Raw genomic sequence first — 22759 nt, 5'->3', positions numbered from 1 at the left:
TCGCGGCATGTCGGAGCACTCAGCGAACCCCTCAGCGACGGTCGCCGCGACCGGCCGTCCCCTGGCGGTCAAGGCCGTCATCCCGGCCGCCGGACTCGCCACCCGCTTCCTGCCGGCCACCAAGGCGGTTCCCAAGGAGCTGCTGCCGGTCGTCGACCGGCCGGTGCTGCAGTACATCGTCGAGGAGGCCGCCCAGGCCGGCATCGGTGACGTGTTGCTGATCACCGGTCGGGGTAAGACGTCGATGGTGGACCACTTCGACCGTCGCCCCGACCTGGAGACCAGGCTGGAGGAGAAGGGCGACGCCGAGCGGCTGGCGGCCGTGCGTCGGCCCGGTGAGCTGGCCGAGATCTACACCGTCCGGCAGCCGGAGCAGCTCGGGCTCGGGCACGCGATCGGGTACGCCGAGGCCCACGTCGGCGACCAGCCCTTCGCGGTGCTGCTCGGCGACGAGTTCGTGAAGCCGTCCGAGCCGCTGCTGCCGGCCATGCTGGAGTTGCAGGCCCGCACCGGTGGCGTGGTGCTCGCCTTCTTCGAGGTCGACCCGGCCGACACCAAGCGGTACGGCATCGCCTCGGTCGAGCCCGCCGAGTCCGACCTGACCGACATCGGCGAGGTCGTCAAGGTGACCGGCATGGTGGAGAAGCCGCAGCCGGAGGACGCGCCGAGCAACCTGGCCGTGCTGGGCCGGTACGTGCTGCCCGGCACGATCTTCGACGCGATCCGGCGGACCAAGCCGGGCAGTGGTGGCGAGATCCAGTTGACCGACGCCATGGAGCTGCTCCGCACCGAGGGCACGCCGGTGCACGCGATCGTCTACCGGGGCACCCGCTACGACACCGGCATGCCGCTGGGCTACCTCCAGACGGTCGTGCAGATCGCCGCCGAGCGCGAGGACCTCGGCAGCGAGTTCCGCTCCTGGCTGGCCGAGTTCGTCAAGGCCGACGCGGCAGGCGGATCTGGTACATGACCGCGACGGCCGACGCCGAGGCGGCCGCGAACGAGTTGACGCCGCTCGCCGACTACCTGGGCAGCGTGCTGCGCAGGTTACGCGCGCTGCCGCCACTCGACCTCGACCTCACCCAGGCGCACGGCAACGTCCTCGCCGAGGACGTCGTCGCGCCGCACGCCTTCCCGGCCTTCGACCAGGCGGCCGTGGACGGGTACGCGGCCCGCTGGGAGGACATCTCTGGAGGGGGCCGGGGCCCGAGCTACGTCCCGGCCCCCTCCGGCACGCCCGGCGGCCGGAGCATCCGGCTCAACGTGGTCGGCGACCTGGGCGCGGCGAGCTGGCGACCGGTGCGGCTCACCCCGGGCGCGTGCTTCTCGGTGGCCGCCGGGGCGCCCCTGCCGGTCGCCGCGGACGTGGTGGTCCCGGTGGAGTGGACCGACCAGGGCATGGCCGCCGTCGAGATCTTCCGCACCCCCAAGCGGGGGTACGGCGTCCGCCGCGCCGGTGAGGAGCTGCCCGCCGGCACCCTGCTCGCCCGCGCCGGCACGTACGTCTCCCCGGCCCTCGTCGCCGTGTTCGCGGCCACCGGCATCGGCCACGTGGTGGTCCGGCCGAGTCCACGGGTGGTCATCGTGGCCACCGGGGACGAGCTGGTCGACGTGGGCCGGGGCAGCCAGCCCGGTCAGGTGGTGGACGCCAACTCGCACGCGCTGACCGCCGCCGCGGCCGAGGTGGGCGCGCTGGCGTACCGGGTGGGCATCTGCGACGACGACCCGGAAGGGCTGCGTGGCCTGCTGGAGGACCAGACCCTGCGGGCCGATCTGATCATCACCACCGGCGGGACCGGCACCGGCCCCGGTGACATGGTCCGGCGGATCCTGTCCCGTCGCGAGGGCGGCCGGGCCGGGCCGGTGGCCTTCACCGACGTGGCGCTCTATCCCGGCACCGCTCTCGGGTTCGGCACGGTCGGCGCCGAGGAGGTGCCGGTGGTCTGCCTGCCCGGCGACCCGGGCGCCGCGCTGATCGGCTTCGAGGTGCTGGCGCGGCCGGCGATCCAACTGCTCGCCGGCGCGGAGCCGGTGTTCCGTCCCAGCGTCCGGGCACACCTGCTGGAGACCGTGTCCTCACCCGGCGGGCTGCGCGAGTTCCGGCCCGCGCACGTCGCCGAGCGACGCGGCGGCGGTTACACCGTGCAACCGCTGCGTGGAGGGCCGTTCACCCTCTCCGGCCTGGCCGAGGCGAACGGGCTCCTGGTGCTCGGCGAGCGGGTGACCAGCGCCGCCGCCGGCTCCACCGTGGACGTCCTGCTGCTGGACCGCCGTCGGTGAGATCCCCCGGACGGGATGTCGGGAGTCCACTTGCGCGCGAACCGGTCCCGCGCGGGAGACTGTGCGGGTGAGTCTCTTCGGACCGGTCCGTGCGCCCGGCTGGCCTGCGGTGCTGGTCGACGGGCCGGTGCTGTTGCGCCCGTACCGGCGCTCCGACGCGGCGGCGTGGTCGCAGGTACGCCGGGCCAACCAGGCCTGGCTGGCGCCCTGGGAGTCGTCGCTGCCGGGCGGTTGGGACGAGCTGAACTCGCCGGCCGCGTTCCGGTGGGTGCATCGTGACCAGCGGCGCTCGGCCCGCGAGGGCGAGGGAATGCCGTTCGCGGTCTGCCTGCGCGAGGCCGACCGGGATCGGCTGGTCGGGCACCTCAACGTCGGCAGCATCGTGCGCCGCGCCTTCTGCTCCGGTTACGTCGGCTACTGGGTGGACGCCCGGGTGGCCGGCCAGGGTGTGATCCCGACCGCGCTCGCGCTCGCCGTCGACCACGCGTTCGGCCCGGGTGGACTCCACCGGATCGAGGTCAACATTCGGCCGGAGAACCGCCCGTCGCGGCGGGTGGTGGAGAAGCTGGGCTTCCGCGAGGAGTCGTACCACGTGCGCTACATGCACATCGACGGCGCGTGGCGCGACCACATCGGATACGCGATGACGAGCGAGGAGGTCGCCGCCGAGGGCGGTCTGCTGGCCCGCTGGCACCGGATCCGCGCGACCGCGCGGTAACGACTGTCCCACGCACGGGATCGGCGCGGCGCTGCGGTATCCCGGTCGGTTCACCGTAACCTCAAGTAACTGCAAGCTGCGGCAAGCGCTCACCGCCCGGATGATCCACGCGCTCAGGCGTGATCGGTGGAAGATCCTGCGGTCGGGGAGCGGTTGCTCCGAATTCGGTGACGGGAGGGGTGAGGGTGCCGACCTCGGTGCTCCTCGCCGTCCTCGCCGCCGCCGGCCTGCTCGCCCTGGCCCCGGCGCTGGTTCGCCGGTACGACGCCACCGAGCGGCTGGTGGCGGAGCGGGCGCAGTCGACGGCGCGGGTGCTCCAACGCCGTCGGCGGCGTCGCACTGTGCCGGGACGGCAGCCCCTCCACCCGCCGCGCTCGCTTGTCGTCACCCTCAGCGAAGATGCGACTACGGGGAAGTTGGCCGTACCGGTCTCCGCGCCCCCGGCGGCCCGTCGCTCCGGCCGGTTGCGCGCCGTGCCGCCGGCTGCGAAGCGTCCCCGCCGCCGTCCGCCGCGCCGGCAGCACACCCCCGCCGTGTACCGGCGACGCCGCGTGCTCGCCGCGCTGCTGCTGCTCAACGTCGTCGAGCTGATCGGCGTGCTGTTCGTCAGCCCCGGCTTCTGGATCGGCTTCTCGGTCACCTTCATGCTGCTGGCCGTGTACGTCGTACACCTGCGCGGGCGAGCCCTCGCCGCTCGCCGCCGGCGTCGCGCCCGGGCCCGGGAGGCGGCGTGGTTGGCCGCCCGCCAGGCCGAGGTCCGCCGCGAGCAGGCCCGTCGCGCGGCGGCCCGCCGGGAGGCGCAGCGTCGTCTGGCGGCCCAACGCGAGGTGGTACGCCGAGCCGCCATGGGCCTCGACCGCCCTGCGGACCTGCCGGCGGCGGTCAACGGCGGCTCGGTCTCGTACCGCCGCTCGGGTGGCCTGCGCGGCCGCCCCTACGAGGCCGGCCGCGGCGCGTGACCGCGCTCGCCCGGGTGCTTGGCCCGCTCTCGCGGCCCTCGTCGGACGCTTGATCGGCTCGATTTCCGGGAAGGCGTGGTGTCTGAGTGTCCGGGATGCCCCGGTTTCCAGGACGTCGAGTGGATCTCGGAACGGGCCGGTGCGGCGCACCGGGGGCGGATTCGCGGTGGAGGCCGGCGACCTGTTAGCCTTGCTGCCGGCCCGCCCGGTGCAAGCCGGGTGGGACCGAAGCCGGTTCGCCGGTGGGGGGCTGTGGCGCAGACTGGTAGCGCACCTCGTTCGCATCGAGGGGGTCAGGGGTTCAAATCCCCTCAGCTCCACCAGCGGATAGCACGTCGAGGGCGGGTTCTCGGGAGACCGAGAACCCGCCCTCGACGTCTGTGGTGGCTGTCGAGTCCTGCCGTCAGCTGACGGTGATGTCGCTGCACCACATGTACGTCTGGTCCATGTGCGACGCCTTCCAGATCACGAACAGGATGTGGTTCCCGCTGCGCGAGGACGGGATCGAGACGTTGAACGAGATGTTCTGCGCCGGCGCGTAGCGGCCGGTCGTCGCGATCAGGTCCAGGTTGCCCCACCCGAGTTTCTGGGTGGCCGGGTTGAACCCCTGCTTCGAGACGTAGACCTGGAAGTAGTCAGCGCCGTGGCTGGCCTGGTCGTACATCTGGACCGTCAGGTTGCGGCTGACGGGGGTCGACTTCCAGGCTCCCGGCTGGTTGAGCGAGTCGTTCCGGGAGAGGGCGTTGCTGCAGAGCTGCCCGTCCGGGGTGCGGGCCTGGAACTGGCCGCCGAGACCGTCGCGCAGTTGGCTCATCCAGTTCCACATGGTGTCGGGGTTGGCCTGGAACGCCCGGTAGCACATCGGGTCCTGCTGCTGCATGGCCGGGTTCGTGTGCTGGTTGCCCCAGGTCTTCCAACACTGGTAGGCGCGAGTCGCCGGGTTGATGACGGTGCCGTGTGCCTGGGCCGCGCCGACCGAGGGCAGTGCGCCGGCCACCATGGCGAACAGCAGGACCAGCGCCTGGAGGGACCGACGGACGGTTGACCGGGGTCGCCCGCCGGATTGATCGGACTTGGTTGAACGCACGGTTCATCCTCCGTTCTCGGGGGTGATCGGGTGGGAACGCTCCCAAACCCACTGTTACATCCATGTGTCTAAATATCAATGCTGATCTATGTAAAATGGGATATGAGGTGGTCAGAGTGGTCACCACCGAGCGGGGGAACGTGCTCAGAGGCCGGCTGCGGCGTCGTACCGGCGACGCTGGTCGGCCATCTCCGACTGGGTCAACGCCTCCTTGAGCGCCAACTCCTCGTACTTGTCCGGGAACATCTGCCGAAGCCGGTCGACGAACATGACATCGGCGGTCGCCTCCACCACCTGGATGCCCGGAGGGTTTGTCGACATATACATGATCACGGGCCCGGCCAGCTTGACCGCCACGTCCCAGGGGCGCTTCTTCTCGGCGACTCCGCACAGGTGGAAGCCGTAGACCGTACGCACGTCGGCCAGCGCGGCGGCGTCGGTCGGCTCGTACCCGTAGACGCGGACCCCGCAGATCACCGGCGGCTTACCCTCGGTGGCCACCTGCTGGGCGCCGTGGCCGGCATGGTTGTGCTGCCCCGGGTCGGCCTGTTCGAGCGTCGTCCGCATCCGGGCGGTGATCTGGGCCTGCAGGTCCGCCGGCTTCGCGTCCTGGTTCGCCTGCCTGATCAGTACGACCGCACCGGCCGACACCGCCAGCAGGATCACCGCCACCCACACCAGGCGGTTGCGGTACCACCTGGCGGCACTCTCTGGGGAACTCATCATTGCCTCTCACCTCGTCGCCGGTTCCGGCGTCCTCACGGACCGGACCGGACGCCCCGGCGGGCGCGTCGGCCATCGGGGGCATGTGTCGGGGGTGCGGACGACGGGAACGGCGAGCTGTCCGTCGTCACTGAGATGGCCCGGCTGTGCGACAGGCGAGCGGCTGCCCAATCGGCGCGCTGCCGGCACTGCGCTGCTCCCGCGCTGGCCGTTTCCAGCGCGGTTGCCCCCGCGCTGCGGCGATACGAGCCATTCCAACACGTCTGGCACCACTCTGGCAACATCGACGTACATCATTGCAAAATCGGCACGGCGGTTAGGCGAACCGTTCGGTCGTCACGGTGATCAGCCCCTGCTGCCGCAGCAGGTTCGTGAGGTTCATCAGGGTCTCGCGCACCGCCGGGGCCCCGCCTTCTCGCATCAGGACCGTCACGTCGAGGCCCCAGGCGAGTGTGTGGCTGACCCGTCTCAGGTCCCAGGTGAACCGGGCGCCGCCACTGTCGTGACACCCGTCGGCGACCGATCCGGCGGTGCCACCGCCCGTCGTGCGCCAGCGGCTTCGCAGGGCCGTCACCTGCTCCGCCCGCAGGTCCTTCGCGAACAGGACGCGGTACACGCGTCGTTCGTGAAAGCCCTCCGGCGGCGGCTGGGTCGGGCCGAGTCGCAGGGGCGTGGCCGCCGCGATCGGTTGATGGTCGCGGAAGTACGTCCGCAGCACGACCTCGGACGGGAGTTCACCGCCGCCGAGGCGTCGGTAGGCGTCTGCCGCCTCGGCGCGTCCGACGGGAACGACCCGGGCGAGTACGGCGGGGTCCGCCCGCAGACCGCGGCTCAGCGAGGCGGAACTCCACCAGCCATCGCTCGGTGTCCAACTCGCGCTGTGCAGCCCGGTGGCGCAGAGGTCGTCCTGGCGGGTGAACTCCTCGACGAGAACGCTCTCCCCGTCGTGGCCGTCCGATGCGGGCAGGACCAGGTGGTAGTCCAGCGCGCGGCCCGGACGTGGGTCGATGATCACGCGTCCGATCCTGAGGCCACGACGGATACCGGGCAAGGGCCCTCCACCCGTCCATAGCAGACCGCAAGCCGGCAGGAGCGATCACGTCGCTCATCGGACAGGCCGCAACCGTGTGACGTCTTCCGGTGTGGATCTGGCATAAGTCGATGCCCGGGAACGCCGGGCTTCACACGGGGAGAAGAGATGACGTACACCGCTCGACGCAGGATGCTCGCCGGCACCGCCGCCGGACTGCTGGCCGCCTCCCTCGGGGTCGCCCTGTCCTCGACGGCGACCGCCGCGCCCGCGAGGACCACCGCCAGCGCCTGCACCATCAGCACACTGCCCTACCCGACGGACACCTACCGCGCCGACGCGAGCGCGATCGACCCGTCGGGCCGCTTCGTCGCCGGCACGGCCCTGCGGGTCGGTGAGAGCGAGAACCAGTACCTGCTGCTGGTCTGGGACAGGCAGCGGCTCACCGAGATCGTGGCGCCGGGCAACGGACTCCACCCGGTCGACGTCAACGAGAGCGGCACCGTGATCGCCAACGGCTGGGCGGAGAGCGGCATCGGACGGCCGTGGACGTACCGCGACGGCAAGCTCCAGCAGTTGCCGGTGCCGCCGTCCACCGGCATTTTCGTCACCGCCATCAACTCCGCGGGTGACATCGTCGGCTACGGCTCCGACATCGTGCCCGGCGAGTTCAGCGCCCTGCGCTGGCCGGCCGCCCGGCCGGGGACGGTCGAGGTGCTCGACGCCCCGGTCGACGCCCAGGCGACCGGCATCACGCCGAACGGAACCGTCGTCGGTCAGGCGGGACCCTTCGGCGACTGGACCGGATGGGTCCGCCGCCCGAACGGCAAGGTCAAGCCGCTCGCGGTCGCCGGTGGTGGGTCGACGGTGGTCAACGCCGCCGCGGGCCACTGGGCGATCGGCCAGGTCTGGCTCGGCGGTGACAACCCGGCGAAGGTCCGGTGGGACCTCCGCAACGGGTCGCACGTGATCCTCGACCCGGAGGCCGGGCTCGACGACGTGAACGCCAAGGGCGTCGTGGTGGGCGGTGCCCTGGTCACCCGTGGCACCACCTCCCGGGTCCTGCCGGGCGGCGGCAACGTCGGCGCGAGGGCCATCGCCGACACCGGCGCCATCGTCGGCTTCCGGAACGCCGACCGGGTGACCCCGGTCCGGTGGACCGGCTGCTGACCTGTCGAACGCGTGGGGCCGGTCCGATCATCGGGCCGGCCCCACCAGCACGTCAGGGCCGCCAGGAGCCGGCGGTCGCGAACCGGTGCTGGTACTCCAGCACCCCCGACGTGTCGTGCACGTCGAACACCACGCTGCCGGTACGTCTGCTGCCCGCGGCCAGGTCGTTGCCGGCCGGGATCGGCTTGCCGCAGCCGGAGAAGGCACCCGTCACCGCGTTGGTCTCGGTGCCGTCGGCGGCGACCCACTGGAAGAAGAGCGGGTTCGCCGAGCCGGTGCCCTTGGTCACCGTCACCGTCACGTCCGCGATCACGAACATGCCCTCGTCGGGCTTCAGGCCGTACGTCTTGCAGGGCTTCGTGGCGGTGTGGAACTTCGTCACGGTGATCTCGACGGTGCCGCCGTTGTCGTCGATGACGAGAGTGTCCCCGACGGACATGTTCCGGGCCCTGCCGGCGGCGACGGATGGTACGGGCGAGGGCATGGCCCCGGCCGCCGGCTGCCCGGCGTCGCTGCTGACGCCGGGGGTGGGCAGCGCCTCGGTCACCTCGTTGGCGGCGTGCTTCGCACCGATGACGACGGCCACGATGCCGCCGGCGCAGAACAACAGGGCGAGCACGGCCGTCGTCACCGCGACGGCGACCACGGTCCGCTGCGACGTCGTCGTCGGCGGGACGGGTGGCGGCATCGTGAGCCGATGGCCCGGCCCGTCGCCCTGCGGGTACGCGGCGCCGGAGTACGGCGGCGGGACCGGCTCGCTGCCCGCAGTCGACCAGGGGCTGGGCGTCGCCGGCAGAACCGTCGGGTCTGCGGCGGACTGCCGCGGTGTGGCCGGGAGCAGCGGCTCCGGACTCGGCTGCTGAAGGTCCTGCGGTCCGACGGGGGGTTGGGGGTGGGTCACCGTACTCCTTGACGCCTCGTACGTGCGGTTCGGGAACGCGCCGACGCTACCTCGCGGCGCCGGGCGGCCGGTCGGCACGCCGGCCCGCGTCCCACGGCCTCCGCAGGCCGCCGCGGTGACCACCATGGATGGTGGCGGTCAGCGCGGTGCGAGGACGGCAGCGGTGCGGACCAGGCCGTCGGCGACCACGAACCGGCCGTGGATCGTGCTCGGCGGGTCCGCGACCTCGGCGGCCTCCGCCGCGTCCATCCGCGTCGGCGCGATCCGAGCGGTGAACGTGCCGGCGTCCGGGTCGATCTCCAGCCGGGCGTCGTGGAAGTCCAGCCAGGACCCGACGACCGGGTGCCAGACCTTGTAGACGGTCTCCTTGGCGCTGAAGAACACGATCGGCCACCGGATGCCGGAGGGAAGTCGCGCGTAGTGCTCCTCCTCCTCGGGCAGCAGCACGAGTCGGCGTACCCCCGCATCAATCTCGCGGTGCTGCTCGGCGTCCATACCGACGGACCGCACGTCGGTGGCGCGCGCCGCGGCGGCGGCGCAGTAGCCGGCGGTGTGGGTGATGGCGCCCACCACGCCCGCCGGCCAGACGGGCGCCCGGTTGGCGGCGCTGGGCACGGCCACCGCAGGCAGGCCGAGGTCGGCCATGGCCCGGCGGGCACAGACCCGGCCGGCGGTGAAGTCCCGTCGACGGGTCTGCACCGCCTGGTCGCCGAGACACGCCTGCTCCGCGTCGAGGAGGTCGCCGGTCCAGTCGTCGGGCGCGGCGACCGCCACGGCGACCGTTGGCGGTAGGAGATCACGCACGGCGGAGCCCTACCGATGGGTAGCGAGCAGGCGTTCTCTGGACCGTCAAATTTCCGACTCCCACGACCGCAGAACGTACCGCAAAGATGTAACACCGGAGGGACGCGTCGCGCTCTCCATGATGGCTCCGGGGGGACCACCATCAAGAGCTGCCAAGTCCCGTGAGCATCTGAAGGAGCTGCGATGAGCGATGGCGCCGAACGGCCAGGGGGTCGGGCCGACGACCACGCACCGACGACCCCGGGCTGGAACTGCGGCTCCTGCGGCGACGAGTGGCCGTGCACGACGAAGCGCGACCGGCTGCTGGCGGAGTACGGGGGGGACCGCGCGATGCTCAGCGTCTACCTGGGCTCCTGTCTCGCCGCCGCCGCCGAGGATTTGCGGGCAGCGCCGGTGATGTCGTTGCAGGACCGTTTCATCGGTTGGCTGCCGCGGGGGACGCGACGAGGCTGAACCGTCGGTGGCCCCGCCCGCCTCGGGCGGGGCCACCGACGGACACGGCCGACTCAGGGTCGCCGGGGCCGCCGGGTCAGAGCGAAGCCGACCACCCCGGCCACCGCGGCGAGCACGCCGCCGATGCCGGTCCAGATCCAGCGCGAGCCGAGATCCGGCAGCCAGTCCGTCAGCGAGCCGGTCTCGTCGTCGGCCGCCGGCTCCGGCGTCGGTACGGCGTTGAGCACCGTGCCCGCCTTCGTGTTCGGCACCAGCGGTGCGGCCAGCTCGCCGTCATCGGCTGAGGCGCCCCGGTCGGTGACGACGCCGACCAGCAGGTCCACGTCGACGGGTGCGCCCAGGTCCGGCTCGGGCAGGTCGGTGACCGAGAGCCGGACCACGTACGTGCCGGGCAGCGGATCGGCCGACCACGGTTCCGCCCAGGGACGGACCTCGCGCAGCGTGCAGCCCAGCGCCACGCTGGACGCCTTGCCGTCGACCGTCGGTGTCTGTGCCCCGGCGGTGCACGCCTGCCGCCGACGCAACCCGTCGAACACGTCGATCGTCCACGTGGAGGCGCCGCTGCGGGCCTTCGGGAAGGTGACGGTGGCGTTGATCTCGTGGACCTGCCCGGCCGTCGCGGTAAACGACCAGTACAGGTGGTCCCCGACGGAGGCGTCCACGCGTACCGGCTGACCGGCGGTGATCGGCGTGGCGGTGAGGAACGAGGTGCCGGCCCGGGTCACGGCAGTGGCGCCCGGCGACGGGGTGGGGGCGGCCACGGCCGCCGCGGGCAGTAACGCGACCCCGCCGACGGTGAGCAGCGCCGCCAGCGACCGGAACAGTGCGGTACGCATCAGTTCTCCCTCCAGGTGGCGACCCACCAGCGGGTGAGCAGGCCGGCGACCAGGCCGGTGAGCAGGCCCGCAACGGTGAGCAGGGCGAGCAGGACCCAGCCACGACCGAGATCGGGGCCGTCCGGGGCGCCGGCGGCGGCGACCACGTCGATGGTCAGCTCCACCGGCAGGCCGGGCGTGGCCGCGGTCCCCGGGCGTGCGGCGAACGAGTTGCTGACCACCAGGCAGACGGTGGTGGGCTCGACGGTCGGCGTCGGGCTCGCCTCGGCGGCGTCCTCGTCGGCGGCGTCCTCCTCGTCCGCCGTGGCCGACCAGCGCAGACCGGCGGAGAGCACGTCGGCACGGCCGCTGCCGGCGTCCGCGCCCCGCACCAGTTCCCGTCCGTCCGCCGCGGTGGCCCGCAGCAGCACCCCGTAGTCCCGGTTCACCGGCCGGTCCAGCGCCATGCTCACCGACGCGCGCAGCTCCTGACCGGGGCGTACGGGCACCCGGTAGTAGCGGTGCTCGGAGAACGACTCCCGGTCGGCGTACACCCCGGGGGCGAGCAGCGGCGCGGACCCGCAGGCGTCGGTGCCGCCGACCACGGTCGGCGCCCGGGTGTGGGTGTCGCCGGCCCGCTCGACGAGCTGCTTGATCCGGCCCGTCAGCTCGTCGGCGCTCTGCGCCGCGGTGTACGTGCCGCCGGTCGCCCCGGCGATGCACAGCAACTGCCGGCGTACCTTCTCGTCGGGTGCGAGACCGAGCGTGTCGACGACCAGGCTGGTGCCCTGCGCAGCCAGTTCCCGGGCCACCTGGCACGGGTCCGGCGGGGCGCAGGTGTCCTCCCCGTCGGTGATCAGCACGATCCGCCGGGTGGTGGCCCCGGTGCCCAGGTCCTGTGCGGCGGAGCGCAGTGCCAGCCCGACCGGGGTGAACCCGGTCGGCCGGAGTGTCGCCACCGCTGCCTTGGCCGCGGTCCGGTCTACCGGACCGACCGGCACGATCTGTTGGGTGTCCTGGCAGCCGACCTTCTTGTCCTTGCCCTTGTAGGTCGCGCCGAGCACCCGGATGCCGAGCTGGGTCTCTTCGGGCAGCGCGTCCACCACGTCGTTGAAGGCCTGCTGGGCCACCGAGATCCGGCTGCGTCCGTCGATGTCCGCTGCCCGCATCGAGCCGCTGACGTCGAGCACCAGCTCAACCCGGGGTGGCTCGGCCACCTGCTCCTCGTCGGCCGCCGCCGGGACCGGCCCGGTCAGCGCGGTGGTCGCCAACAGTCCGAGAAGGACGGCCGCCGATCGTCTGAAGTTGATCACGGCCCGCAGTGTAGTGAGATCCACTTTGGATGGCCGTCGGGGTGGTTGGTCGTTCCGGACGGCCAAAGCGCCCCTTGAGGGCGCTGGGTCCACGTCAGGTCACCCTCGGTCAACGGCCGGAGGATAGTCCTCGGCCCGGCCGGAATCGGTCGGAAATCCGACCCAAGTTGACCCGTTGTGCCGGTGGCGCGCGGTGGTTAAGCTCTTCATGCGCGCCCCAATCGCCCGCTTCCCCCGTGGCAGGCGATCGGGGCGCGCGTCTTTGTCTGGAACGTCTTTGTCTGGAACTTCTTTGTCTGGAACTTCTTTGTCTGGAACTTCGCAGGCAAGCATCGGGCCCGCACGCGTCACGCGTGCGGGCCCGATGTCCTTCGCGCTATGCGGCGCGTCGCCTGCCGGTGCTTATATCCAGCGACCGTCGAGCCACATCCGGGCCAGCCAGTCCGAGTACGGGATCAGTTTGCCCACGAAGATCGGATAGAAGTAGGCGAAGCACAGCCCCACCAGCAGCACGTAGGCTCCGGCCGCGATGCTGCCCACCAACCGTCGTTCGTAGCCGGCGTCGCCGGGCACCAGGGCTTTCGTCTCACCCACGTCACCCCCGGCCGGTGCGATCAACGCGCCCAGCACGTACACCACGGCGAGGACCAGGAAGGGCAGCGCCGGGGCCGCGTAGAACGAGAACATCGTCCGGCCGTCGAGGGCGAACCAGAACCAGGGCAGCAGACCCGCGGCCACGGTGAGCAGGATCGCGCCGGCCCGCCAGTCCCGTCGGGCGATGCCCAACCAGACGAGCGCCACCAGAGCGGGCAGGAACGACCACCACAGCAGCGGAGTGCCCAGCAGCAGGATCTCCGAGGCGCAGGTCGGTGCGCCGCAGGCGCCGTCCCCCGACCAGTGGAAGGCGACCGGGCGGCCGAGCAGCAGCCACTGCCACGGCCACGACTGGTACTTGTGCGGGTCGTCGAGCTGGGCGTGGAAACCGTACGCGGCGCGGTGGTACTCGTAGAGGTTGACCAGCGGGCCGATGACAGGCGTGTCGCTGAGTGACCCCGTCGGGTACGCCGACGACGTCGCCAGCCGGTAGTAGCCGTCGTCGCTCAGCAACCACCCCGACCAGGTCGCCAGGTAGGTGCCGATCATCAGCACCCCCGCCAGCACCAGCCAGGGCACCTCGTCGAGCAGGGTGTCCCGCCAGGGCCGGCGGACGCCGGCCGACCGGCGGAGCCCGACCTCCCAGAGGACCACGAAGAGGGCGAACACCGGCACGAAGTAGAGCGCGCTCCACTTGACCGCGCAGGCGCAGCCGATCAGCACCCCGGCGGCCAGCCGCCACCACGGCCACGTCCGCCAACCGGTCGACGGTCGGCCCGCACGGCCGGGCAGGCTGGGGTCGAGGCCGTCGTCAAGCGCGCGTGCCCAGCGCCGACGCCGGGCGTCCCGGTCGAGCACCAGCGCGCCGAAGGCCGCCAGCACGAAGAACAGCAGGAAGATGTCGAGCAGCGCGGCGCGGGACAGCACCAGGTGGAAACCGTCCAACGCGAGCAGCAGGCCGGCCGCGCAGCCGAGCACCGTCGAGCGGAACAGTCGCCGGCCGATGCGGACCAGCAGCAGCACCGACAGCGTGCCGATCAGGGCCGCCGAGAACCGCCAGCCGAACTCCGGCGCGGCGGTGAACAGGTGCCCGCCGACGGACACCTTCGAATCCGCGTCCTGATAGCCGAAGGCCCACTCGCCGATGCCGATCAGCCACTTGCCCAGTGGCGGATGCACCACGTACGACGGGACGTTGTCCTTATAGTTCCATTCGACGCCCCGGCTGATCAGCCCGTACGCGTCCTTGGCGTAGTACGTTTCGTCGAAGATCTTGCCCTTGGGGCTGGACAGGCCGACGAAGCGCAGGATCGCCGCGATGGCCACCACCACGGCGGTGGCCAGCCACGAGTACGGGTCCATCCGGCTGTCGACGGTGGTGAACCGGCGACGGACCGCGGCGGACACACCTCCGCTGTCGGCAGGCGGCGTCGCCGCTTCCTGATGGGGGCTGGGCTCGCCGGAAACCTCGACCGTTCCTGCCGGCTCGACGCTCGGGCTCTGCGCTGTCGACGCACTCGTCACCCGGCGATCGTAGGCTGCCAGGGTGTCCTGTGGCGCCCGTCGTCCCTGATACCGGTATCCGCTGTCAATGAAGGAGACGATGTCGTGGGTGAAATGTCCGAAGCTGGACGCCTGATCCTGCTCGGCGCCCCGCTCGGCAACCCCGCCGACGCCTCGGTCCGGTTCCGCGAGGTGCTGGCCAGCGCCGACGTGGTGGCCGCCGAGGACACCCGCCGCCTCACCCGGCTGGCTCGCGACCTCGACATCACCGTCGGAGGCCGCATCGTCTCCTACTTCGAGGGCAACGAGGAACGGCGTACACCCGAACTCGTCGAGGTCATCCTCGGCGGGTACGCGGTGGCGCTGGTGACCGACGGCGGCATGCCGAGCGTCTCCGACCCGGGATATCGACTGGTCCGGGCCGCGCTGGACGCTGGCGCGCCGGTCACCGTCGCCCCCGGGCCCAGCGCGGTGACCACCGCCCTCGCCGTCTCCGGGTTGCCCTGTGACCGGTTCTGCTTCGAGGGGTTCCTCCCCCGGGCCGGAGGCGCCCGCCGGTCCCGCCTGCGCGCGCTCGCCGCCGAGGAGCGCACCCTCGTCTTCTTCGAGGCGCCGCACCGGATCGGCGCGGCGCTCACCGACCTGGCCGACACGTTCGGCGCGGACCGGCCGGCCGCGCTCTGCCGGGAGCTGACCAAGACGTACGAGGAGGTCCTCCGTCGTCCGCTCGGTGAGCTGGCCCGCTGGGCCGCGGAGACCGAGCCGCGCGGGGAGATCACCCTGGTGGTGGCCGGCGCGCCGGTGACCGCCGCGGAACGCCCCGACGACGAGACCCTGCGCGCCGCGGTCGCCGAGCGGGAGGCCGCCGGACGGTCCCGCCGGGACGCCATCACCGATGTCGCCACCGAGTACGCCCTACGCCGCCGCGAGGTCTACACGATCGTGCACAGCTGACCCGCCGTCGCGCTCACCAGGCGGCGGCCAGGAAGCCGAGGGTGATCAGCGTCGGGCCGGCGAGCGCGGCGGCCACCGCCCACCGGCGGTGTCGCCGGCCGGGCAGCCGGGCCGACCCGGTCCACCGGACGATGCCGGCGGCGCAGCCGAGCACCACCACCAACCCGGGCAGCCAGCGCAGGTGCCGGCTCGCGCCGGTGTCGGCGTACGCGGTGCTGCCGGCCGGTCCGGTCATCCGGGCCCGGTGCGCGGTCCCGGGAGCGCCACCCCCGGCGGGCACGCCGCTGACGCGTACGCCGTGCGCCAGGAACCGTCCCCCGTCCGCCGTGAAGATCCCCCGGCAACGCTGGGTGAGCCCACCGCCGACGCAGGAGTCGATCACCACGGTGCCGTCGCGCGCGTGCCCGACGGCGAGCCAGAACGGTCCCGCGCTGACCCAGGCGAAGAAGGCGGTGACCAGGCTCAACAGCACCAGCACGGTCAATCCGACCAGTGGGTCGGGCGGTACCGCCGTCCGTGCGGTGGCGCGACGACCCGTCGCCGGGGTGCGGGGCCCGGGAGCGGGGTCCTCCCGGACCGGGGTGCCGTCCCAGTGCACCTCCTCGATCGGCGCCCAGAAGGCGCCGCCGTCGTCCGGCGGCTCCGTCCCGTCGGAGCGGTACGCGTCCCGGCCGCGGCTCTGCTGACGGACCGGCACCCGGCGCGGCACCGCGTCCACCGGCGCCCCGGTGGTCGGCTCCAGCTCGGCCGTCGCCGCCTGACCCAGTTCGACAGCGGCGGGCGTCGCGCTCCCGGCCGCCGCCGTCTCGGCGGCCGGGCCGGCCGGTGGCCGCTCGGCGGACGAGCCGGCCGGTGGCCGCTCGGCGGCCGGGCCCGGCGGGTGCGGCCGGGCCGGGCTGGGCGTGGGCGCCGTCGGGCTGGGGCGCGCCGGGGTCGGCGTCGGCGGCCGGGGGGTGGGGCTCGGCCGCGACCCGGCACCGGCGCGTGGCGCGGGACTCGGCGCGGCGCCCGGCTGTGGCACCGGGCTCGGCGCGGCGCCCGGCTGTGGCACCGGGCTCGGCGCGGGGTCCGGACGGGGAGCGGCGGCCGGGTCGGCGGCGGGCACCGGGCGGGGTTGGGGCGCGACCGCGCCGCCCCGGGACGCCTCGGACGCCCTGCCGGGCTCGTCGTCGACCGTCGGCCCGGTGGGACGCTCGTCATGGTCCCGAGCCGCTCGTCTGCCAGTCACGAGGTTCATTGCACACCGGCGGCGGGGGCCGAACGGGCAGCTGGACCGCGTGTCGGCGACAAATCGGACCAAAGGCCGAGGGGCTCAGCCCGGTCCGTCGACCCGTCACCCCCTATTGGTTCGCGGGCCCGCCGGACGGGTCACTAGGCTTGCTGCTCATGAGTCACGTTCTCGCGGCAGTGGCCTGGCCGTACGCCAACGGCCCCCGCCACATCGGCCACGTCTCCGGTTTCGGCGTTCCCTCCGACGTCTTCGCCCGGTACATGCGGATGGCCGGCCACGACGTGCTCATGGTCTCCGGCACCGACGAGCACGGCACCCCCATCCAGGTGCAGGCCGACGCCGACGGAGTCACCCCGCGCGAACTGGCCGACCGGTACAACAGGGTGATCGTGGAGGACCTGCACGGCCTCGGCCTCTCCTACGACCTGTTCACCCGCACCACCACCCGCAACCACTACGCCGTGGTGCAGGAGTTGTTCGAGGGGATGTACCGCAACGGCTACATCGTGCCCAAGACGACCATGGGCGCGATCTCGCCGTCCACCGGGCGCACCCTGCCCGACCGGTACATCGAGGGCACCTGCCCGATCTGCGGCTACGACAGCGCCCGCGGCGACCAGTGCGACAACTGCGGCAACCAGCTCGACCCGATCGACCTGATCGACCCGAAGTCGCGGATCAACGGCGAGACCCCGAAGTTCGTCGAGACCGAGCACTTCTTCCTGGACCTGCCCGCCCTGGCCGACGTGCTGCGGCAGTGGCTGGACACCCGCCAGGGGTGGCGGCCCAACGTGCTGCGGTTCTCCCGCAACCTGCTCGACGACCTCCAGCCCCGGGCGATCACCCGCGACCTGGAGTGGGGTGTGCCGATCCCGCTCGACGACTGGCGCGACCGCCCCGACAAGCGGATCTACGTCTGGTTCGACGCGGTGATCGGCTACCTGTCGGCCTCGATCGAGTGGGCCCGCCGCTCCGGCGACCCGGAGGCGTGGCGGAAGTGGTGGTCCGCCGACGGCCAGGGGAAGGACTCCCAGTCCTACTACTTCATGGGCAAGGACAACATCGTCTTCCACTCGGTGATCTGGCCGGCGCTGCTCTCCGGCTACTCCGGTGCGGGCTCCCGCGACGGTGAGCCGGGCGAGCTGGGCCGGCTGAACCTGCCCACCGAGGTGGTCTCCAGCGAGTACCTGACCATGGAGGGGCGCAAGTTCTCCTCGTCCCGCAAGGTGGTCATCTACGTCCGGGACTTCCTGGAGCGCTACGACGCCGACGCGCTGCGCTACTTCATCGCCGCCGCCGGCCCGGAGAGTAACGACACCGACTTCACCTGGGCGGAGTTCCTGCGCCGCAACAACGACGAGCTGGTCGCCGGCTGGGGCAACCTGGTCAACCGGTGCGTCTCGATGGCGGCGAAGAACTTCGGGGCCATCCCGCCGGTCGACCCGGCCGGGCTCACGGAGGCCGACGAGGCGCTGCTCGCCGTCGCCCGGACCGGCTTCGACACGGTCGGTGACCTGATTGGCCGGCACCGGCAGAAGCAGGCCATCGGTGAGGCCATGCGGGTGGTCGCCGAGGCGAACAAGTACCTCTCCGAGCAGGCGCCGTGGAAGCTCAAGGCCGAGGCCGACAAGCCCCGCCAGGGCACCATCCTGCACGTCGCCCTCCAGGTGGTCAGCGACGCCAACACGCTGCTCACCCCGTTCCTGCCGCACTCCGCGCAGAAGGTGTACGAGCTGCTCGGCGGCACCGACGTACACGCGCCGATGCCCGTCATCGAGCAGGTCGACGACCTGGACGGGGGTCCGTCGTACCCGGTGCTCACCGGGGACTACACGGTGGGCGCGCGCTGGGAGTCGGTGCCGATCGAGACCGGCCGGCCGCTGACCGCGCCGACGCCGGTGTTCCGCAAGCTCGACCCGTCGATCGTCGACGAGGAACTGGCCCGCCTGGTCGGCTGAGCGTTTGGCGGCACGCGGCGGCACGTCCGGCCGCCGCGTGTCGTCAGAGCGCGTACCGGGTGTCCATGACCTGGTCCTCGGTGACCTCGACGCCCGGCGCCCAGGTCTCGTAGACGCCCCGGTCGTGGCACTGCGCGCCGGTGTTGACCACTGCCTCCGGGTCGGGGTGGCGCAGCCGTAACCGCAGCCAGCCGGCCTCCTCGCGCAGCACCAGGCACGGCACGCCCCGCCAGGTGGCGAACCGGAGCCGGCGGGCCACCGCCTCCACCGGGTAGCGGGCCGCCCGGGTCATCGCCAGCACCCGGAAACCTCCGGGCAGGTCGGCCACCGCCTCGTACTCCGTGTCGCCGTAGCGGCCGACGAGCTGGGTGGAGCGCGGGGCGTCGCCGGTCGGCACGAACTCCTGGTCGGGGGAGAGGCCCGGGACCGCGGCCAGCAGGTGCCGCCACTGCGGGCCGACCATCCGCAACCACGCGCGCTGCTCGGCCTGGTAGCTGTAGAGCACCACCTCCATCCCCTCGGCGGTGTACGCCAGCAGCGTCGCGTTCGCCGGCATCGGCAGGTCGGCGAAGTCCCGGGTCACGAACTCCGGGATGAGCTGACCGTTGCTCGGCGCGAAACCGGTGCCCAGCACCGAGGGGCCCACCCGGTCCCGGGAGCTGAGCGCGGTCAGGCCCCGGTGCGCCTCGCCCACCGGCACGTCGTAGTCGCCCGGGTCGGCCGCCCGCCAGCGCAGCGCGTACGCCACGTCCGATCCGTCCCGCCCGACGTCCCCGTCGGTGCGCAGCACGGCGGTCGTCGCCGGCGTGCGCAGGTGCGCCACGTCGTGCTCCCGATAGCAGAAGCCGTGCGGCAGCCAGCCCCGCACGTACCCGGCGAGCTGCCGTGCGGAGAGCATCTTCACCATCCGGGTTCCGCGCCGCACCACCGCCGAGGCGCGCACCGCGGCCACCACCGGGTCACCCGCCGCGGACGGCTGCTGGCTGAGCTGGTGTACGTGCGACCAACCGTGCTCCCGGTGCGCCGGCAGCATCAGCGGCGTCTCCGGCTCCTCGGCCGCCTCGACTGCCCCGTGCACCGCGTTCACCTCGGTGACGTGCACGAACCGATGCCACGGCAGGGCGCTGCCCGGTCGGGGCGCCCGTTCGAAGCCGGCCACCTCCTCGGCGCTGAACAGCTCGTACGCGGCGCCCCGGGCGATCTCCTCGGCGGGGTACACGTCCCCGCCGAACGCCACCCGCAGGCCGATCCGCTCGCCGGCCGCGTCGCTCGCGTGAGGTGTGACCGTCATTGCCGCGACGGTAGAGTCGCGCGGCGTAGTCGAGGTGAACGCCGGGTGGCGGGCGGATGGACGACGCCGGTGTGTGATGCTGTCGCTGATGAGCGAGCCGACTGAAACCCGCCGCGAGCGTGCCGCCCGGCGGGCCGGAGAGTTCCCGCCCGCCCCCGAGCCGCTGCCCCGGCCGGTGCTGGACAGCCACACCCACCTGGACATCACCGTCAGCGAGGCCGGCGTACCGGGCGGCGGGCCGTCCGACGACCCGGTCGCCACGGCGATCACGGTGGCCGCCAAGGTGGGCGTGGACCGGCTGGTCCAGGTGGGCGTGGACGTCGCGTCCTCGCGCTGGGGCGCGGACATCGCCGACCGGCATCGGGCCGTGCTGGCCACCGTGGCGCTGCACCCCAACGAGGCGCCCCGGCTGGGGGACCTCGACGAGGCGCTGCGGGAGATCGAGTCGTTGGCCGCCCGCGACCGGGTCCGGGGAATCGGCGAGACCGGGATGGACTTCTTCCGCACCGGCGACGAGGGGCGGGCCGCGCAGGAGGAGAGCTTCCGGGCGCACATCGCCATCGCCAAGCGGTACGGCAAGACGCTCGTCATCCACGACCGGGACGCCCACGCGGACGTGCTGCGAATTCTCGACGACGCGGGCGCACCGGAGACGGTGGTGCTGCACTGCTTCTCCGGCGACGCCGAGTTCGCCCGCGAGTGTGTGCGCCGGGGCTACCTGCTCAGCTTCGCCGGCACCGTCACCTTCGGCAGCGCCACCGCCCTGCGCGAGGCCGCCGCGCTCACACCGCTGGACCAGATCCTGGTGGAGACCGACGCCCCCTACCTCACCCCGACGCCGCACCGGGGCCGGCCGAACGCGTCGTACCTGATCCCGCTGACCGTCCGCGCCCTCGCCGCGACCACCGGCAGCGACCTGGACGAGCTGTGCACGGCCATCTCCGCCAACGGTGACCGGGCCTTCGGCCCGTGGTGAGCCTGCTCGGCCCGGCGGAGATCCGGGAACTCGCCAGCCGGCTCGGCGTCGCGCCCACCAAGAAGCTGGGCCAGAACTTCGTGCACGACCCGAACACCGTCCGGCGGATCGTCACCGCCGCCGGCCTGACGCCCGACGATGTGGCGCTGGAGGTCGGCCCCGGCCTCGGCTCGCTCACCCTGGGACTGCTGCCGGTCGCCGGGCATGTGCACGCCGTGGAGATCGATCCCACGCTCGCGGTCGCGCTACCGGAGACCGCCGCGCGGCACGCCGGAGCGGACGCCGACCGACTCACCGTGCACCGCGCCGACGCGCTGCGCGTCACCGCCGCCGAGCTGGGCGGTCCGCCGCCGACGGCGCTGGTCGCGAACCTGCCGTACAACGTCGCCGTGCCCGTGGTGCTGCACCTGCTCGCCGAGCTGCCCAGCCTGCGGCACGGTCTGGTGATGGTGCAGAAGGAGGTCGCCGACCGGCTCGTCGCCGGTCCCGGCTCCAAGGTGTACGGCATCCCGTCGGTCAAGCTCGCCTGGTACGCCGACGCCCGCAGCGCCGGGCGGGTGCCGCCGAACGTGTTCTGGCCGGTCCCCAACGTCGACTCCGGTCTGGTCGCCTTCACCTGTCACGAGCCGCCCCGACCCGACGTACCCCGGAAGCGGGTCTTCGCCGTGGTGGACGCGGCGTTCGCGCAACGCCGCAAGACCCTGCGCGCGGCGCTCGCCGGCTGGGCCGGCGGCCCGGACCGGGCCGAGGCCGCCCTCACCGCCGCCGGCGTCGACCCGGGCACCCGCGGCGAGTCGCTGACCGTGGAGCAGTTCGCGGCCATCGCCGCGTCGGCTCCGGCCGGTACGCCGGCCGCGAAGTAGGCTGGCGCCGTGCCCGCCCAGGACGCCGAGGAGCTGATCGTGGCCAAGCCGTTCGACATCCGCCTGCGCGTGCGGGACCTCGCCCCGTGACCGAGGCCTGGCGACCGGACGACGAGGACGAGCGGCGCGGGGCCATCGGCCCGGTACGGGTGCGGGTGCCCGCGAAGGTCAACCTGCACCTCGGGGTGGGGCCGCTGCGCCGCGACGGTTACCACGAGCTGAACACCGTCTACCACGCGATCTCCATCTACGACGAGCTGACCGCCCGCCGCGGCGACACCCTCGCCCTCACGATGGAGGGCGAGGGCACCGGTGAGCTTGCCCTGGACGACTCCAACCTGGTGATCCGGGCGGCACACGCCCTGGCCGGCTACGCCGGTGTCCTGCCGCACGCCCGGCTGCACCTGCGTAAGCAGATCCCCCTCGCCGGTGGGCTGGCCGGCGGCAGCGCCGACGCGGCCGCCGCGCTGGTGGCCTGCGACACGCTCTGGGGCACCGGGTTGTCCCGCGACGAGCTGGCCGGGATCGCCGCCGACCTCGGCTCGGACGTGCCGTTTCTCGTCTACGGGGGCACCGCGCTGGGCACCGGACGCGGCGAGGCGGTCAGCCCGGTACTGGTCCGGCCGATGTCCTGGCACTGGGTGGTGGCGATCGCCGACGGCGGTCTGTCCACGCCGGCCGCGTACCGTGAGCTGGACCGGCTGCGCGATTCCGGCACCGCCAGCACGCCGCTGGGCAGCACCGACGCCCTGTTCGGCGCGCTGCGCCAGCGCGACCCCCGGGTTCTCGCCCGTACGCTCGGCAACGACCTCCAGGACGCGGCGCTCGCGATGCGCCCCGCGCTGACCGACACCCTGAAGGCCGGCGAGGCTGCCGGCGCGCTCACCGGCATCGTCTCCGGCTCGGGCCCCACCTGCGTCTTCCTCGCCACCGACGCCGCCGACGCCGAACGGATCGCCGCCGAGCTGACCAGCGCCGGCGTGTGCCGGGAGGCGCGGGTCGCACACGGCCCGGTGGCGGGCGCGCGCGTCGTCTGACGGTGCTCCCCGGCCGGCGCGGCCGGCCGGGACGTCCGCGTACCCTTGGGTCAGGCGTCCCGAGGTGCCCGCCGGCACCCGGACGCCTTGATCTTGAAG

At 72.9% G+C, this 22759-nt stretch carries 21 protein-coding genes and 1 tRNA gene; 12 read left to right on the top strand and 10 right to left on the bottom strand.

Annotated elements, in window-relative coordinates; all coding sequences use genetic code 11:
- The first annotated feature begins 7 nt into the window (after positions 1 to 7).
- The 5 genes from AB0B55_RS14060 (at position 8) to AB0B55_RS14040 (ending at position 4280) form a co-directional block, all read left to right on the top strand.
- The gene (locus AB0B55_RS14060; protein ID WP_357171854.1) at positions 8 to 970 is read left to right on the top strand and encodes a UTP--glucose-1-phosphate uridylyltransferase; all 963 of its coding nucleotides are present in this window, start codon (positions 8 to 10) and stop codon (positions 968 to 970) included.
- A complete protein-coding gene (glp, locus tag AB0B55_RS14055; RefSeq protein ID WP_357124498.1) occupies positions 967 to 2280 on the top strand; it encodes a gephyrin-like molybdotransferase Glp in 1314 nt (437 codons plus the stop codon). The genes AB0B55_RS14060 and glp overlap by 4 nt, the downstream gene beginning before the upstream one ends.
- Positions 2281 to 2347: 67 nt before the next feature.
- A complete protein-coding gene (locus AB0B55_RS14050; RefSeq protein ID WP_355048988.1) occupies positions 2348 to 2998 on the top strand; it encodes a GNAT family protein in 651 nt (216 codons plus the stop codon).
- A 179-nt stretch (positions 2999 to 3177) separates the two neighbouring features.
- Positions 3178 to 3957, top strand: coding sequence for a hypothetical protein (locus AB0B55_RS14045; protein ID WP_357171853.1), 780 nt, complete (start codon positions 3178 to 3180; stop codon positions 3955 to 3957).
- Between the two features lie 246 nt (positions 3958 to 4203).
- A tRNA-Ala gene (locus tag AB0B55_RS14040) sits at positions 4204 to 4280 on the top strand.
- An 80-nt stretch (positions 4281 to 4360) separates the two neighbouring features.
- Here AB0B55_RS14040 and AB0B55_RS14035 read toward each other — a convergent pair.
- The 3 genes from AB0B55_RS14035 to AB0B55_RS14025 all read right to left on the bottom strand — a co-directional run bounded on the left by AB0B55_RS14035 (position 4361) and on the right by AB0B55_RS14025 (position 6782).
- Positions 4361 to 5044: a lytic polysaccharide monooxygenase gene (locus tag AB0B55_RS14035; RefSeq protein ID WP_357124504.1), complete on the bottom strand. Its 684-nt coding sequence runs from the start codon at positions 5042 to 5044 to the stop codon at positions 4361 to 4363.
- A 144-nt stretch (positions 5045 to 5188) separates the two neighbouring features.
- Positions 5189 to 5767, bottom strand: coding sequence for a hypothetical protein (locus AB0B55_RS14030; protein ID WP_357172027.1), 579 nt, complete (start codon positions 5765 to 5767; stop codon positions 5189 to 5191).
- Between the two features lie 316 nt (positions 5768 to 6083).
- The gene (locus AB0B55_RS14025; RefSeq protein ID WP_357171852.1) at positions 6084 to 6782 is read right to left on the bottom strand and encodes a hypothetical protein; all 699 of its coding nucleotides are present in this window, start codon (positions 6780 to 6782) and stop codon (positions 6084 to 6086) included.
- Between the two features lie 183 nt (positions 6783 to 6965).
- Between AB0B55_RS14025 and AB0B55_RS14020 the strand changes: the two genes are divergently transcribed.
- The gene (locus tag AB0B55_RS14020) at positions 6966 to 7967 is read left to right on the top strand and encodes a hypothetical protein (protein ID WP_357171851.1); all 1002 of its coding nucleotides are present in this window, start codon (positions 6966 to 6968) and stop codon (positions 7965 to 7967) included.
- Between the two features lie 52 nt (positions 7968 to 8019).
- Here AB0B55_RS14020 and AB0B55_RS14015 read toward each other — a convergent pair whose 3' ends face one another.
- Both AB0B55_RS14015 and AB0B55_RS14010 read right to left on the bottom strand, forming a co-directional pair.
- Complete coding sequence (locus tag AB0B55_RS14015) at positions 8020 to 8868, bottom strand: DUF4352 domain-containing protein (protein WP_357124516.1); 849 nt, start codon at positions 8866 to 8868, stop codon at positions 8020 to 8022.
- A 138-nt stretch (positions 8869 to 9006) separates the two neighbouring features.
- Positions 9007 to 9672: a 4'-phosphopantetheinyl transferase superfamily protein gene (locus AB0B55_RS14010; RefSeq protein WP_357171850.1), complete on the bottom strand. Its 666-nt coding sequence runs from the start codon at positions 9670 to 9672 to the stop codon at positions 9007 to 9009.
- Between the two features lie 183 nt (positions 9673 to 9855).
- On the opposite strand from AB0B55_RS14010, the gene AB0B55_RS14005 reads away from it, so the two are divergent.
- Positions 9856 to 10125: a hypothetical protein gene (locus AB0B55_RS14005; protein ID WP_357124522.1), complete on the top strand. Its 270-nt coding sequence runs from the start codon at positions 9856 to 9858 to the stop codon at positions 10123 to 10125.
- A gap of 53 nt (positions 10126 to 10178) precedes the next feature.
- On the opposite strand, the gene AB0B55_RS14000 is transcribed toward AB0B55_RS14005, so the two are convergent.
- The 3 genes from AB0B55_RS14000 to AB0B55_RS13990 all read right to left on the bottom strand — a co-directional run bounded on the left by AB0B55_RS14000 (position 10179) and on the right by AB0B55_RS13990 (position 14209).
- The gene (locus tag AB0B55_RS14000) at positions 10179 to 10961 is read right to left on the bottom strand and encodes a peptidase (RefSeq protein ID WP_357171849.1); all 783 of its coding nucleotides are present in this window, start codon (positions 10959 to 10961) and stop codon (positions 10179 to 10181) included.
- Positions 10961 to 12253 (bottom strand): VWA domain-containing protein, encoded by a 1293-nt coding sequence (locus tag AB0B55_RS13995; RefSeq protein ID WP_357124528.1) that lies wholly within the window; start codon positions 12251 to 12253, stop codon positions 10961 to 10963. The genes AB0B55_RS14000 and AB0B55_RS13995 overlap by 1 nt, the downstream gene beginning before the upstream one ends.
- A 402-nt stretch (positions 12254 to 12655) precedes the next feature.
- Positions 12656 to 14209 carry a phospholipid carrier-dependent glycosyltransferase gene (locus AB0B55_RS13990; RefSeq protein ID WP_357172026.1) on the bottom strand — a complete coding sequence of 518 codons (1554 nt, stop codon included), beginning with the start codon at positions 14207 to 14209 and terminating at the stop codon, positions 12656 to 12658.
- Between the two features lie 246 nt (positions 14210 to 14455).
- Here AB0B55_RS13990 and rsmI point away from each other — a divergent pair, with 246 nt between their 5' ends.
- Positions 14456 to 15304 (top strand): 16S rRNA (cytidine(1402)-2'-O)-methyltransferase, encoded by an 849-nt coding sequence (gene rsmI / locus AB0B55_RS13985; protein ID WP_357124531.1) that lies wholly within the window; start codon positions 14456 to 14458, stop codon positions 15302 to 15304.
- A gap of 13 nt (positions 15305 to 15317) precedes the next feature.
- Here the strand turns inward: rsmI and AB0B55_RS13980 are convergent, their stop codons facing one another.
- On the bottom strand, positions 15318 to 16532 hold the full coding sequence (locus tag AB0B55_RS13980; RefSeq protein ID WP_357171848.1) for a hypothetical protein: 1215 nt from the start codon (positions 16530 to 16532) through the stop codon (positions 15318 to 15320).
- A gap of 158 nt (positions 16533 to 16690) precedes the next feature.
- Here AB0B55_RS13980 and metG point away from each other — a divergent pair, with 158 nt between their 5' ends.
- A complete protein-coding gene (gene metG / locus AB0B55_RS13975; protein ID WP_357124537.1) occupies positions 16691 to 18493 on the top strand; it encodes a methionine--tRNA ligase in 1803 nt (600 codons plus the stop codon).
- Positions 18494 to 18536: 43 nt separating this feature from the next.
- Here the strand turns inward: metG and AB0B55_RS13970 are convergent, their stop codons facing one another.
- Positions 18537 to 19784 carry a hypothetical protein gene (locus AB0B55_RS13970; protein WP_357124540.1) on the bottom strand — a complete coding sequence of 416 codons (1248 nt, stop codon included), beginning with the start codon at positions 19782 to 19784 and terminating at the stop codon, positions 18537 to 18539.
- Between the two features lie 76 nt (positions 19785 to 19860).
- Here AB0B55_RS13970 and AB0B55_RS13965 point away from each other — a divergent pair, with 76 nt between their 5' ends.
- The 3 genes from AB0B55_RS13965 to AB0B55_RS13955 all read left to right on the top strand — a co-directional run bounded on the left by AB0B55_RS13965 (position 19861) and on the right by AB0B55_RS13955 (position 22660).
- Positions 19861 to 20760 carry a TatD family hydrolase gene (locus AB0B55_RS13965; RefSeq protein WP_357124543.1) on the top strand — a complete coding sequence of 300 codons (900 nt, stop codon included), beginning with the start codon at positions 19861 to 19863 and terminating at the stop codon, positions 20758 to 20760.
- Positions 20754 to 21623: a 16S rRNA (adenine(1518)-N(6)/adenine(1519)-N(6))-dimethyltransferase RsmA gene (gene rsmA / locus AB0B55_RS13960; RefSeq protein WP_357171847.1), complete on the top strand. Its 870-nt coding sequence runs from the start codon at positions 20754 to 20756 to the stop codon at positions 21621 to 21623. The genes AB0B55_RS13965 and rsmA overlap by 7 nt, the downstream gene beginning before the upstream one ends.
- An 86-nt stretch (positions 21624 to 21709) precedes the next feature.
- Positions 21710 to 22660 carry a 4-(cytidine 5'-diphospho)-2-C-methyl-D-erythritol kinase gene (locus tag AB0B55_RS13955; RefSeq protein ID WP_357171846.1) on the top strand — a complete coding sequence of 317 codons (951 nt, stop codon included), beginning with the start codon at positions 21710 to 21712 and terminating at the stop codon, positions 22658 to 22660.
- Positions 22661 to 22759: the final 99 nt, after the last annotated feature.

Source organism: Micromonospora sp. NPDC049107 (genome assembly GCF_040648595.1).
Taxonomy (GTDB): domain Bacteria; phylum Actinomycetota; class Actinomycetes; order Mycobacteriales; family Micromonosporaceae; genus Micromonospora.
Note: the sequence above shows the minus strand (reverse complement) of the source record. Positions and strands in the feature narration are given on the sequence as shown.